General features: G+C 59.1%; 12 protein-coding genes. 6 read left to right on the plus strand and 6 right to left on the minus strand.

What is annotated here, in order from left to right:
- Positions 1-52 precede the first annotated feature (52 nt).
- Positions 53-337 carry a RepB family protein gene (locus tag ACTG2U_RS02625; RefSeq protein ID WP_216948600.1) on the plus strand — a complete coding sequence of 95 codons (285 nt, stop codon included), beginning with the start codon at positions 53-55 and terminating at the stop codon, positions 335-337.
- A 226-nt stretch (positions 338-563) separates the two neighbouring features.
- Here ACTG2U_RS02625 and rsmF read toward each other — a convergent pair whose 3' ends face one another.
- From rsmF to ACTG2U_RS02645, 4 genes are all read right to left on the minus strand, one after another.
- The gene (rsmF, locus tag ACTG2U_RS02630; RefSeq protein ID WP_439973984.1) at positions 564-1,991 is read right to left on the minus strand and encodes a 16S rRNA (cytosine(1407)-C(5))-methyltransferase RsmF; all 1,428 of its coding nucleotides are present in this window, start codon (positions 1,989-1,991) and stop codon (positions 564-566) included.
- 144 nt (positions 1,992-2,135) lie between these two features.
- Positions 2,136-4,688 carry an MlaD family protein gene (locus ACTG2U_RS02635; RefSeq protein ID WP_335812497.1) on the minus strand — a complete coding sequence of 851 codons (2,553 nt, stop codon included), beginning with the start codon at positions 4,686-4,688 and terminating at the stop codon, positions 2,136-2,138.
- Positions 4,689-4,743: 55 nt separating this feature from the next.
- A complete protein-coding gene (locus ACTG2U_RS02640) occupies positions 4,744-5,346 on the minus strand; it encodes a paraquat-inducible protein A (RefSeq protein ID WP_005333132.1) in 603 nt (200 codons plus the stop codon).
- A complete protein-coding gene (locus ACTG2U_RS02645) occupies positions 5,330-5,956 on the minus strand; it encodes a paraquat-inducible protein A (RefSeq protein WP_005333129.1) in 627 nt (208 codons plus the stop codon). Before ACTG2U_RS02645 ends, ACTG2U_RS02640 begins: the two co-directional genes overlap by 17 nt.
- A 147-nt stretch (positions 5,957-6,103) precedes the next feature.
- Here ACTG2U_RS02645 and prpB point away from each other — a divergent pair, with 147 nt between their 5' ends.
- From prpB to ACTG2U_RS02660, 3 genes are read left to right on the plus strand one after another with little or no spacing between them, the layout of a single operon-like run.
- Positions 6,104-6,991, plus strand: coding sequence for a methylisocitrate lyase (prpB, locus tag ACTG2U_RS02650; protein WP_439973985.1), 888 nt, complete (start codon positions 6,104-6,106; stop codon positions 6,989-6,991).
- Positions 6,992-7,001: 10 nt separating this feature from the next.
- A complete protein-coding gene (gene prpC, locus ACTG2U_RS02655; protein ID WP_236360961.1) occupies positions 7,002-8,129 on the plus strand; it encodes a bifunctional 2-methylcitrate synthase/citrate synthase in 1,128 nt (375 codons plus the stop codon).
- Positions 8,130-8,139: 10 nt separating this feature from the next.
- Positions 8,140-9,585: a bifunctional 2-methylcitrate dehydratase/aconitate hydratase gene (locus ACTG2U_RS02660; RefSeq protein ID WP_439973986.1), complete on the plus strand. Its 1,446-nt coding sequence runs from the start codon at positions 8,140-8,142 to the stop codon at positions 9,583-9,585.
- Positions 9,586-9,685: 100 nt separating this feature from the next.
- Here the strand turns inward: ACTG2U_RS02660 and ACTG2U_RS02665 are convergent, their stop codons facing one another.
- Positions 9,686-10,414, minus strand: coding sequence for an FFLEELY motif protein (locus ACTG2U_RS02665; protein WP_439973987.1), 729 nt, complete (start codon positions 10,412-10,414; stop codon positions 9,686-9,688).
- 259 nt (positions 10,415-10,673) lie between these two features.
- Here ACTG2U_RS02665 and ACTG2U_RS02670 point away from each other — a divergent pair, with 259 nt between their 5' ends.
- Together ACTG2U_RS02670 and ACTG2U_RS02675 are read left to right on the plus strand one after the other, a co-directional pair.
- The gene (locus ACTG2U_RS02670) at positions 10,674-11,006 is read left to right on the plus strand and encodes a polyhydroxyalkanoic acid system family protein (protein ID WP_279496231.1); all 333 of its coding nucleotides are present in this window, start codon (positions 10,674-10,676) and stop codon (positions 11,004-11,006) included.
- A 255-nt stretch (positions 11,007-11,261) separates the two neighbouring features.
- The gene (locus tag ACTG2U_RS02675; RefSeq protein WP_439973988.1) at positions 11,262-12,692 is read left to right on the plus strand and encodes a wax ester/triacylglycerol synthase family O-acyltransferase; all 1,431 of its coding nucleotides are present in this window, start codon (positions 11,262-11,264) and stop codon (positions 12,690-12,692) included.
- 115 nt (positions 12,693-12,807) lie between these two features.
- Here ACTG2U_RS02675 and ACTG2U_RS02680 read toward each other — a convergent pair whose 3' ends face one another.
- Positions 12,808-13,596 carry a hypothetical protein gene (locus ACTG2U_RS02680; protein WP_429012322.1) on the minus strand — a complete coding sequence of 263 codons (789 nt, stop codon included), beginning with the start codon at positions 13,594-13,596 and terminating at the stop codon, positions 12,808-12,810.
- Positions 13,597-13,614 lie beyond the last annotated feature (18 nt).

Genomic DNA, 13,614 nt, shown 5'->3' on the forward strand with positions numbered 1-13,614 from the left:
ATGGCATGTAATGAGAGATAACAAATCCGAAAATGGAACATCGCAAGGACATATGAGCCAAGAAATGACAGTGCGTGAAGAGCAAGAGGCGGTGTCCCAAAACAATGCCGAGCGGCAGCGCCAACATGTAAAACGCAAGCAGGAGACCCATACCCGGCTGCAATGCTGGATCAGCAATCGCCACGCCGAACGATTGGCCGCACTGGGTCTTCATCTCGAAGACAGTCAGGCATCACTCATCGAGCAGGCGATCGATCTGCTCTACCAACATGAGCTGGGTAGAGAACCTCCGTTTGAAAACAGAGTCGCCACACAGGTCGAAGAGACCGTTGAATAGACACAAAAGTGAAGTAACAGCGATACGTGAAGAGATAAAAAAAGCCAGGTACGAATTCCTTGTACCTGGCATAGGGGAATTGGCTCCTTGCAGAGCCGTGCGCTAACTGGTGTTCGGATTGCCTTAAGCTTAGACAAGGCTCAAGGCTTTTCAAGATCCGAAGAAAAGTTCAACCAGAGTGTGGGTATTTCAGACTCGTTCAAGTGCCTATGCACCGAACGGCCCACTACGCATTGAACAGATTGTTGTCACGCACCAGCTCGCGGGGGAGGGCATTCTTGACCCGACTACCCACCCATTTCCCCATCCCCAGGGTATGTCCCTGATAGCGGACGATCACCTCGCCAGTGCCCGCATCCTGTTCTGGCCAGACGTCCCGCCCCATCATGAATTCCCGCGCATTGGCGCTATCCAGCTCAACCACGCCCTTGCTCGCTTTATCGCCATAGGCCAGTGCCCACTCATGAGTGAGGCGATAACCTTTCTTGAAGGTTTCGGCCAACTTGATGCCGATGCGGTCGAAACGCAGCTTGCCCTGCACCTGATCAAACCGCTGGGGGAAGAGCCAGATCTCGTCATTGCGGCCAAACAGCTGACCCTGCGGTGCTACCCCAAAGTTGGCTTCAATTTCGCGCAATATGGGTTCCGCCTCTTTGGCAGAAAGCGGCGCAAAAGGGAATTTACCCAGGCCCGGCTTGAACATGGTGTTAGGCACCGAGTGATGCTTGCACAATCTGGCGACGAAAAAGCCCTCACTGTCGAAGATCTGGGGCCAAACGTGTAGGTATCCTTCAGGTGTGCAGGCTTGCTCTGCATGGGGGAACAGGTCTGCCAACGAATCAAAACTCAAGGCATCGCCAAACTTGTCCAGCAGGGATTGGCAGACCGCCTGATTCTCCTGCTCACTCAAGGTACAGGTGGAGTAAACCAGCACACCACCCGGTTTCAAGGCATGGAAGGCGCTCTCCAGTAATCCTTGTTGCACCGCCGCAATCTCGTCGATGCTCTCGATGCTCCAGTTGCGCAGCGCATCTTCATCCTTGCGCACCGTCCCTTCACCGGAGCAGGGGGCATCGAGCAGGATGGCATCGAAGGTCTCCGGCAACCACTGGCCAAATACCTTGGCATCAAAATGAGTCATGCCCACATTGGTCACGCCGCAGCGCTGGATATTGGCGCTGAGCACTTTCAACCGGCTGCTGGAAAACTCGTTGGCAACCAGCATCCCCTGATTGTTCATCAGGGCGGCTATCTGGGTGGTCTTGGAGCCGGGGGCCGCCGCCGCATCCAGCAACATGCCATCCGCTTTGATCTTGTCGCTGGCAAAGAGTGCCGTCACCGGCAGCATGGAGCTCGCTTCCTGAATGTAGAAGAGCCCGCTCAAGTGCTCGGCGGTGTTGCCAAGGGGGACAGTTTCATCGCTGCGGGTCAACCAGAAGCCGGTATCACACCAGGGGACAGGGTCGAGCTGCCAACCCAGTGGCTCCATCAGGGCGACGAAATCCGAGACGGCGATCTTCAAGGTGTTGACCCGAATGCTGCGGCGCAGCGGACGTCGACAACTGGCCACAAACTCATCCATCGAGAGATGGGCCGGCATGATGGCCGCAATGTGGCGTAAAAAGTAATCGGGAAGGAAGGTGTTGTCGTGCACTGTGCCGTCTCGTTGACCGAAAAAGAGGGGCGATATCCTACCACAAGGCTAAGAATATTCTGAATCTGAACCCTATCAAGAGGCACCGGAATATAAAAAAGCCCGGCACTGTGCCGGGCTTGGATGAGATACAAAGGGAAGAGATCAGGGCTGGATACGCGGACTCCACTCCAGCCACTCTTTCTCGGCCTTGCCGTAAAGCGGATAGCTGTGGCCAGCCTTGACGGTTGACCCCATCTCTCTCTCCGGCGTATTGAAAGCAATGCCGCCGGCCAGCAGGCTCTGCACCGTCTCCACTTCGATAGTGCCGCCGGTCAGCCCGATATCCGCCTTGACCCCGGAGACATTCCAGAAACGGGAGTTGGCCCGCACCAGATGGGCATACTCCTGATCCACGTTGACATCGATCACCACCTCGCTGCCATCCCGAGCCAGCGCCACCTTGGTGACACTGCCCACCACCATCTTGCGAAACAGCAGCGGACTGCCGACGCTCAGGCCATTGACGGAGGGGCTCTTGAGGGTCAGGGCCAGACCCAGAGGACCGGTCTGACTCAAAGGGAAACGATCTTTGCCAGCGCCTTTACCGGGTTGTGCTTCTACAAACGCCCCCTTGATAAGGGTATCGAGGTGAGCGACACCGCCCAGCCCCAGCTTGGCCTGCACCAGAGTAAAGCGGGCGCCGGACTGCAGGAAACGCTCGGCGTAGTGGCCATCGAGTTCCGCCTTGAAGATCACCTGACCCAGTGACGGCTCCAGCTCGATCTCTTCAATTTTGCCGATATCGACACCGCGATAGCGGATCGGGCTGCCAATCCCGAGCCCCGGATTGCTCTCTGCCACCAATGACAGCTGGCGCACCTTGGCCTTGGCTTGCTCCCTGGAATCGAACAGTTGATGACTGCTGCGGCCATTGGCCAACCGATCGAACTCGATGGCACCGCGCAGCAAGGTACCGAGGTTGCCCACCTTGACCTGCACCCCATCGACCCGCACCTTGGTGTCGATGGCCGGTTTTTTCCAGAACTGGGGTTGCTGGGCGAGCAGAGGCGCATAGACCCCATCAATCTCGAGTTCGATCTCGACCCCCTCTTTGGCGGCGCGCAGCTGTTTGACCTTGCCCGCTTCCAACCCCAGATAGAGCACAGGTGAGCCAATGCCGATGCCATCGGCCTGATCTGCCTTGAGCAACCAGCGCTGGGGCTTGGCATCACGGGTACCGAGCAGTGCCAGCTCCTGACTGGGGTAGAGACGGTTAATCCGCTCGCCACTGCTGGCTTGTACCAGCTTGATCCCGCCTCCCAACCAGGCACTGGCCGGACTGGTTTCTACTTTTATGCCGCTCAGATCGGCATCGATCTGCAGCGGGGCAGCGCGATAGAAGCGGGCACGGTTGAGCAGATGACCATAGTTCGGCGCCATCACCAGCTCGACGCTGGCATTGCCGCGCGCATCCAGGGTGAGCTGGCTGATACGGCCCACCTGCAATCCCTTGTACCAGACAGGGGCATCCTGATTGAGCCCCGCCAGATCATCAGCCTGCAGCGTCACCTTGGTGCCGCTCTGGGGGGCGCGATCGGTCAGGGTCATCTTCTCTACCGGTTTGCCCGCCACATAGTCGAGGCGAATGGCCGGGCCTGAGAGCAGGCGATCTGCATGCTGCACGCCGGTCGCGGAGAGGGAGACGCTCTCCCACACCAGTTGACTCTTGTCGGTAATGCGATAAGCCTGCTCCGGGTTTATCAGCGCTGTGACCATCCGGCCTTTATCGGTAAGCCGAATGGGGTCGATACGACCAATCTCGATCCCCTCATAGAGGATGGGCATCCCCTCCTTGACCGGAAGATCGCCAGCCGCAATGTCTATACGCTCGCCACGCGCCGCTTCCGCCAGCCCTTTATAGAGGACGAAAGTCTGTCCCTTCTCAGGCTCCGGTGAATCTTTGGGTGAATCAAAGGCAATGCCGCCGCTCAGAATGGAGGTGAGGCTGCCAGCCTCCACGCTCACCCCGGCCAGACTGAAGGAGCCCTTGATGCCACTGATGTTCCAGAAGCGGGTATCAGCTTTGACCAGGTGTTCAAAACGCGGCTCGATCACCAGATCCAGAATGACGTTCTGGTTGTCCTGACCCAGGCGGGTATTGATGACGCTGCCCACCTCGATACCGCGGAAATAGAGCTTGGCGCCAATCCCAACCGATCCCAGCGAATCGGCAGTCAGGTGCAGCATCCGCCCCTGAGCCTGATAGCCGGGAGGAGGGCCCTCCAGTGCATCGAAGGTCTCCTCCAGCGGATTGCTTTCACGCCCCGGTTGCAGGTTGATGTAGTTGCCGGAGACCAGGGTATCGAGGCCGGAGATCTCGGTAAGCGACGCCTTGGGGCTCACCAGCCAGAAGTCGGATCCCTTGCGGATCAGCGGTCTGGCACGGCTGTCAATCTTGGCCATCACCGCAATCTTGCGGCCATCTTCAGCCAGCTCCAGCTCCTGCACCACACCGATGGCCACCCCCTGATAACGAACCTGGGTTTTACCCGGCAAGATGCCGTTGCCTTGCGCGAAGTTGATCTGGATAAGCTGGCCACGGCTCAATACCTGCTGATAGAGAAAGCCACCTGCCAGCAGCAGGGCTATCAGGGGTAACAGCCAGACCGGCGATAACCAGCGACGCTTTTCAATGACGGGTTCAGCCCCGATCATAGTGACTCCTTATTGGCTGGATTAAACAGCACATCAGACAAAAACAGAGAAATCATCAACGGGCCGCCTTGTCCCACAGTAAACGGGTATCGAGCATGCGGGCCGACATCATGGTCAGCACCACCACACCGGCAAAGGCGGTGGCACCGGGGCCTGCGCGGACACTCAGCAGTACACCCCGATCGACCAGTGCCACCATCAGCGAAATCACGAACAAGTCCAGCATCGACCAGCGACCGATAAAATCGATCACCCGATACATCACCAGCTGGCGCTTGCGCCGCACCGGCTTGGCTCGCTGCAACTGCCAGCAGATCCAGCCCAACCCCAATATCTTGCCCACCGGCACCAGTATGCTGGCGGTGAGAACTATGGTGGCAATCCCGCTCATTTTGCTGCGATAGAGCATCATGATACCGCTGAAGATGGTATCTGACTGCAGCAACCCCTTGTTGTAGAAATGGGTTATGGGCAACAGATTGGCAGGCAACAACATGAAGGTAGCGAGCGCCAGCAAGCCCCACGACCAGGCGAGGGAGCGGGGAATGCGCACCTGCAATTTGCTGCTGCAACGGGGGCAGACTGCCCCGGCTTGATAGCGCACCAGCAGACCGCAGGTATGGCAGCGGCAGAGCCCCATCTCACGGGCGCTGGTCATGTTCCGGCTCCTTTAACGGGATCCGCGCCCAGTAGGGGGCGGGGTCAAACAGGATCAGCAGGGTCATGTTGAGCAGCATCAAAATACCGAGGCTGAGCAACCCGCCACCGAGGCGCACATCGGCGATGTCGATCAGTTTGAACAGGGCAACCAGCAGGCTGACGATATAGACCTCCAGCATGGCCCAGTGGCGAAACACCTCGACCAGCTTCAAGGTGACGGGAAGAATGTGCCAACGTTTGGCCAGACCCGAAGCCAGCGCAAAGATCCCCGCCAATAACCCCACCGGCGCCAACACGGCGCACCAGAGCACCAGGCTGGCTACCCACCATTCACCTTCGCCAAACAGCACCAGGATACCGCGAAGCAGGTCGGCGTCGGTGTTGACCCCCGCCAGCCGCAGATAGATCAGCGGTTCAAAAAAGGCGGAGGGCAGCAGCAGAAATCCGGTGATGGTCAGGGCCATCAACTGGGAGGGACGAAAGGCATAACGGCCATAGAGATGTTGATGACATCGCGGGCAGTGGGCATGGCGACGCAGCGGCAGTGCTTTGCGCTGGATCAGCAAGTCGCACGCCGGACAGACAATTACGGAACCGGGCTCCATCATACAATTCAACCTGTTGAAGGAATTGGTAAAATTTACCCTAAAACCGGTTTCCTGTCTTGCCTGCGGCCGGAATGTTACGAAAGTATAATTGACGTTAACGTAAACGTGATATTAGATAGCCAGACTAGACAGGTGAAAGGAGTCATGATGTCCAGTTTGCCCCCCTCGGCAGGCCTGCGCTTTCGCACCGCCCTTGCCAATGAACATCCCCTGCAGATCGTCGGCACCATCAATGCCTATATGGCGCTGATGGCCGAGCGCAGTGGTTTTCAAGCCCTCTATCTCTCAGGCGCCGGAGTGGCCAATGCCTCCTACGGCTTGCCGGATCTCGGTATGACCTCCCTCAACGATGTGCTGATCGATGCTGAGCGGATCACTGCTGCTACCCGTGTACCGCTACTGGTCGATATCGATACCGGCTGGGGCGGGGCATTCAATATCGCCCGCACCATTCGCGCGTTCGAGCGGGCCGGGGTTGCCGCCGTCCATATGGAAGATCAGGTGGCTCAGAAGCGTTGTGGTCATCGCCCCAACAAGGCGGTGGTCACGCTGGAGGAGATGTGCGATCGCATCAAGGCGGCAGTAGATGCTCGCGAGAATAGCGAGTTCGTCATCATGGCCCGCACCGATGCACTGGCGGTGGAGGGGATGGAGTCGGCTCTTGAGCGCACCGCTGCCTATGTGGCCGCCGGTGCCGATATGATCTTCGCCGAGGCGGTGACCGAGCTTGCCCAGTACGACCAGTTCAAGCAGGCGGCCGAAGTGCCGATCCTCGCCAACATGACCGAGTTCGGTAAAACCGAGCTGTTTGACAAAGAGTTGCTCGCCGCCCACGGGGTCGACATGGTGCTCTACCCGTTAAGCGCCAACCGCGCAGCCAATCAGGCCGCCCTCAACGTCTATCAACATATTCGCCAGGATGGTCATCAAAGGGCCGTCGTGGAGACCATGCAGACCCGGGAGTCACTCTACGACTTCCTCGGATATCACCACTACGAGCAGACACTGGATCGTCTGTTTACAGCCAAGGAATAGGAGGCAGCTTATGGGACAGCAAAAACCGTTGGGCGGGGCCGGTCTGCGCGGTCAAAGCGCAGGGGAGACCAGTATCTGCACAGTAGGCAAGAGCGGCACCGGTCTTACCTATCGCGGCTATGACATCAAGGAGCTGGCCGACAGCGCTCAGTTCGAGGAGGTCGCCTATCTGCTGCTCAAGGGGGAATTGCCCGGTGAGCAGCAGCTTGACGCCTACAAGCGCGAACTGCGTCGCCTGCGCACCTTGCCCCTGCCGCTGCTGGAGGTACTGGAGCGCATTCCCGCCGATGCCCATCCCATGGATGTGCTGCGCACTGGCTGCTCCATGCTCGGCGATCTGGAGCCGGAAGATGGTTTCGAGCATGAGCATGAAGTGGCGGATCGGCTGCTGGCCGCCTTTCCGGGCATTCTGATCTACTGGTACAAGTTCAGTCACGAGGGCATTCGCATCGCCCTAGATACCGATGAAGAGTGTATCGGTGGCCATTTCCTCGCGCTGCTGCACCAGAAAGCGCCGAGCGAGCTGGAGCGTCGGGTGATGCATGTCTCCCTCATCCTCTACGCCGAGCATGAGTTCAACGCCTCCACCTTTGCGGCGCGGGTTTGCGCCTCGACGCTCTCTGACATGTTCTCCTGTATCACCGCCGCCATCGGCACCTTGCGTGGCCCGCTCCACGGCGGTGCCAACGAGGCGGCCATGGCGATGATTGAAGATTGGCAAGACGAGGCGCAGGCAAGGCGCGAACTGCTAGCCAAGCTGGCGGCCAAGGAGAAGATCATGGGCTTTGGCCACGCCATCTACCGCACTTCTGATCCGCGCAACGTCATCATCAAGGAGTGGTCGGCCAAGCTTGCCGAGGCTGTGGGTGATGATCGCCTCTATCGCGTCTCCTGCGAGGCGGAGAAGGTGATGTGGGAAGAGAAAGAGCTCTTTCCCAACGCCGACTTCTTCCACGCCAGCGCCTATCACTACATGGGGATCCCGACCAAGCTGTTCACGCCTATCTTCGTCTGCTCGCGGGTCACCGGCTGGTGCGCCCACGTGATGGAGCAGCGCGAGCACAACCGGATCATCCGTCCGAGCGCCGATTATGTCGGCCCGGCACCCCGTCACTTTGTCTCCCTACAACAACGATAAGGAAATCACGATGTCCGCCAACGTCGACGTCAACCACAGACCCGAGCCCGATCAGGTACTGGTAGATATTGCCGATTATGTCTGCAACCACCCCATTACCAGCTCTGCGGCTCTCGACACCGCCCGCTACTGCCTGATGGATACGCTCGGCTGTGGCCTGCTGGCCCTGCGCTTCCCCGAGTGCACCAAACACCTTGGCCCCATCGTCCCCGGCACGCTCGTACCCCATGGTGCCCGGGTGCCCGGTACCCAGCTTTGCCTCGATCCGGTCAAGGCGGCCTGGGATATCGGCGCCATCATCCGCTGGCTCGATTACAACGACACCTGGCTGGCCGCCGAGTGGGGTCACCCATCCGACAATCTGGGCGGTATTCTCGCCACCGCCGACTGGCTCTCCCGTACTCGCGTGGCCGAGGGCAAGGCGCCGCTCACCATGGCCGATGTGCTGGTGGCCATGGTCAAAGCCCACGAAATTCAGGGTGTGCTGGCGCTGGAGAACTCCTTCAACCGGGTGGGTCTCGATCACGTGGTGTTGGTCAAGGTCGCCAGCACCGCCGTGGTGACTCATATGCTGGGTGGCACCCGCGATCAGGTGATTGATGCGGTCTCCCAGGCCTGGGTCGATGGCCAGAGCCTGCGTACCTACCGTCATGCCCCCAATGCGGGGTCGCGCAAGAGCTGGGCAGCGGGGGATGCAACCTCGCGCGCGGTGCGCCTCGCCCTTATCACCATGAGCGGCGAGATGGGCTATCCAGGCGTACTGAGCGCCCCCAAGTGGGGCTTCTACGACGTGCTTTTCAAGGGCAATCAGTTCGCCCTGCATCAGGGGTACGGCAGCTATGTGATGGAGAACGTGCTGTTCAAGATTTCCTATCCCGCCGAGTTCCACGCCCAGACCGCGGTGGAGTGCGCCATGAAGCTGCATGGGCAGGTGAAGGGGCGGCTGGACGAGATCGACCGTATCGAACTCACCACCCATGAGTCGGCCATTCGCATCATCAGCAAGGTCGGCGCCCTCAACAACCCGGCCGATCGGGATCACTGCCTGCAGTACATGGTGGCAGTGCCGCTCATCTTCGGTCGCCTGATCGCCGAGGATTATGAGGACGATGTCGCCGCCGATCCCCGCATCGACGGGCTGCGCGGCAAGATGGTGGTGCAGGAGGATAAACGCTACAGCCGCGAATATCTGGAGGCAGACAAGCGATCCATTGCCAACGCCATCCAGATCTTCTTCAAGGACGGCACTCACACCGCCAAGGTGGAGGTGGAGTACCCAGTCGGCCATCGTCGCCGTCGGGAGGAGGGGATCCCGCTGCTGGTGGAAAAATTCCAGCACAATCTGGCGACTCGCTTCCCGGCCAAACGGGTCCGCGATATTCTGGCCCTCTGCCAGGATGGCAAGCAGCTGGCCAGCACACCGGTGCACGCCTTTATGGATCTGCTGGTGATCTGACCGGTCTTGTATTGGGCTACATATCGGCAAACAGTGATAAACGAAAAGCGGGCTCATCGGCCCGCTTGGTTATTCTGGCGGCTTATCCCTCACCGAAACACTACGCCAGCACACTGCTGTCGCCGTTAAAGAGCGCCGTCATGATGGCCGTCTCGCGACTGCCGATGGTCTCGAGAAACTCGTTGGCACGCCCCATCTGATGACACACCTGGTAACCACGCTCGACAAAGGAGAAGAGCTCGCCAAGCCCCGCCAGATGGGCGGGACCTGACACCAGTTTGAGGGTCGCCCCCAGCAGTGGCTTTCTCGCCAATCTGTCCAGCGTCATCCCAAGCTCGCTCACCAGCGCAATCTGATGTTCCCGGCGCGCCTGTTCACCTACGGCACGATAGGCGATGGTGTAATGATCCGGTGTGATGGGATCAATGCCATCAATGCGCCGCAGCGCCACCACCATCAGGTAGTCCAGCTCTTCGGAGAGAGCGTCGAGCTCGATCGCCTGCGCCAGCACCTTGAGACCGGACTCCGGCAACAGCCGCTCGGCGGTTGGCATCACCCGCATCACGTCCGCATCGCGGCGGGCACAATCCCCCGGTCCATAGAGATCGGTCAGGAAAAACTCGGCGGCAGGGCCGTAGCGGTCACTCTCCAGCAGGTCTCGATGGGTACGCCCCAACCTGTCGGCCTGCCACTGGCGTAGCCGATCCCGATCCTGCTGATCCTCCGGGTGAGCACGCATCTGCTCGCGCAAGGCTGCAACCCGCTTGAGCTGGCGGTAGAGCCGACCCAGGGTGCTATCGTCGTCGTGGGCATGTTCTTGATGCGTCATCTACAGCTCTCTGGCCTTGGGCCCATTGATGGGGATTCGGTGATACGAAGATACAAGTGAATGAAAAACAAGCAGCTTTTGCTGACCGTTCCGTGACAAGTGTAGCGCGCACGGGGGAGGGAATAAATGCCATGCCCCGCTGATGGCCTGCATCCCTCTCGACTCTGTTAAGTGAGTCCCATTTATGTGAACCATCCTTTCATTTGTTGTGAACATGTGTTTAATATCAATAACTAACTTATGACCCAGAGTAACGACCATGTTCTTCAACTCGCTCGCTGGCAGCAGCGCACTCTCTATCATCCAGATCAGCCGTCAGCATCCGCTGGGATTGGCCGCCGCACGGCTCGCGGCCGAAGCCATCGCTGCGGACATGAGCGAGAGCTATCAACTCGATTGCGAATGGGCAGATGAAGAAGAGACCGAGCTACACTTTCGCGGCTCAGGGGTACATGGCACTCTCACCCTGGACGATGAGAACCTGGAACTGGAAGTGCATCTTGGTTTGATGCTGTTGCCGGTACGCAGCGTACTGGAGCAAGAGATCCTCGATTATGTCGACAATCGCTTACCTTGCCCCAAACGTGTTTGAAACTCTTCGTTGCACTGCTTTTAAATAAATCAGCTGTAAACGATGGCTGTTTGAAATAAGTTTGCAAGCCATATGGTTTGTCATATTTATTATCCAGCGAGGTCTCGATTCTATTTTGTAAGTAATCTTTCATCTTTATTTCATATTTCGAGTCGGCACTCATTAATGTCATTCTGATTGCATCAAGCCTTCATCCGGATATGAGGGCAGAAGCAATTTGCCGCCTCGGTAAGTTCATTTTGTAGGGAAACAACCATGCCACTGAGTGAATTTATCTCCTGCGTCGATACCGCCTGGTTACGCATGGACAGACCCAACAACCTGATGCAGATCATCGGTGTCCTGATGTTTGAAGGAGAGCTTGATGAAACGCGTCTGCGGGCCGGATTGCGCCATACCATTTCGGTGCAACCCCGCTTCCACCAGCGGGCCGTGCTGGAGGGGGGCTCCTACTACTGGCGCCATGATCCCGATTTCGATCTCGATCAGCACCTCAAGCGAGTGATCCTGCCGGGTGAAGCAGGCAAGCTGGAGCTGGAGAAGCTGGTGGCCGATCTCGCCTCGACGCCGCTCAACCACCAGCGCCCCCTGTGGGATATGCACCTGACCGACACGTCGCTGGGTGGGCAAGCGCTGGTGGTGCGCATTCACCACGCTATGGGCGATGGCTTCTCGCTGGTGCGGGCCATGCTGACCATGATGGATAACACCCCGGAAGGGGAGCCGCGACCACCGTCACCGGAGCCACTGGATGACAGCGATGACGAGGATGAGGAGGATTGCCACCAGGGCAGCCGTCTGGTGCGGGCCGGTCTCAAACTGACCGGTAGCCTCTGGTCCAAATATGTCGAAGTGGTCACCCATCCCACCAAGGCGGTGGATTACCTCAAGACCGGGCGGGATGTGGCGAGCGAGCTGTGCAATATCGCTACCCTCGGTGATGACTCCCCCTGCCGCCTGCGGGGCAAGACCACCAGCACCAAGCGGGTGGCCTGGTCGGAACAAATTGATCTGCCGGATATCAAGGCCGTGGGCAAGGTACTGGGCTGCTCGGTCAACGATCTGCTGATCGCCGCCACCGCAGGGGCGTTTCGCCACTACCTGCAGGAGAAGGGGGATGATGCCAACAAGGTCAAGATCCGCGCCCTGGTGCCGGTCAATATGCGAGCACCGGATGATGAGGGGGCACTTGGCAACCGCTTCGGGCTGGTGGCACTGGACTTGCCACTGGATGTTGAACACCCGTTGCAGCGGCTCTATACCGTGCGTGACCGGATGCAGGCGCTGCGCACTTCTCTACAACCCGTGGTGGTGCTCAACCTGTTACATGCCCTTGGCATGGCCCCCAATGCGGTGCAGCAGCAGGCCGTCGAGCTGCTCACGGCCAAAGCCAGCGCGGTGATCACCAATGTGCCTGGCCCGCAGCAGACCCTCTATCTGGCTGGAGCAAAATTGCGTCAGCCGCTGTTCTGGGTGCCGCAATCGGGGGATATCGGCGTCGGCGTCTCCATCCTCTCTTACGATCACAAGGTGCAACTGGGCCTAATCACCGACAAGAAGCTGGTACCGGATCCGGATCGGGTGGTCGAGCGGTTTGCGGTGGAGTTCGAGCAACTGCTGTTGCTGGTTCTGATGGAGCCGGAGCTATTGTTTGACCCCAACGGACTGGATGCGCTGCTCGGTTGAGTGTGCACTTGAGCGACCGGTGACGGCGTAGCCAACCGGACTGCACCCATCATAAAAGAGGCCAACCCGCGGGTTGGCCTCTTGTTTTACTACCTCTTAGTGGCAGGAGTGGCGGTTAATCCTCGAGCTCTTCCCGCGCCGCCTCCACATCGAGGCGCTCCATGGCATCCATGGGTTCGCACTCGGCCGCTTCGGCATAGAGGGCTTCGGCGGCTTTCAGGCGGCTCTTGCCGTGCAGCATCACCTGAGCGTTGGCGTACTCCATGCGGGCGATAGCCGAGTCGGGGAGCAGCGCCAGCGCCTCCTTGAAGTGACGCTCGGACTCCTCCTTCTTGGCGCCATAGGTGAGGCCGCCGATCATGGCCCCCAACTTATCGACGATCTCCGCATGCCAGGCACCAAAGGCGATATGGGCCTCGGCGTGATCTGGCGCCAGCTCCAGCGCCTTCTCGAGGCTTGCCTTGATCTTGTCGCCAATTCCTTGCGAGAGGGCTTTGGAGATGGAAATGACCTGACTGTAGCGACCGAGGGCCAGCGCGTGGAAATACCAGGCGTTGGCGTTCTTGGGCTGACGCTTTTGCAGCTTCTCGGCATGGCTGGCCGCCCGCTCGAAGGCTGCGCGCTTGGCATACTTGTCCTCCAGCAGGTAGCTGGCGTGGATCACCAGCGCCTTGTTTGCCACATTGAGGCCAGCCTCACCGGCCGCTTCGCCAAGGGCGACGGCCCGGGCAAAATCCCCGGCATGATAGGCCCGCCAGGCATCCTGTACCTGTTCATCCTCGGGCCAGGGTTCGGCATCCCCCTGATGGAGACGATCCCAGTTTTCCGCCAGCTTCTGGCCGGCATAGTCATAGGCCGCATCCGCGTAGGGGAAGGGGACAAATTCGAGTTGTGAAGTGGTCATGCTTGTTCTCCCTGTAGC

Origin of the sequence: Aeromonas sp. 95A (genome assembly GCF_051919235.1) — a bacterium.
GTDB classification, from domain to species: Bacteria; Pseudomonadota; Gammaproteobacteria; order Enterobacterales; family Aeromonadaceae; genus Aeromonas; species Aeromonas veronii.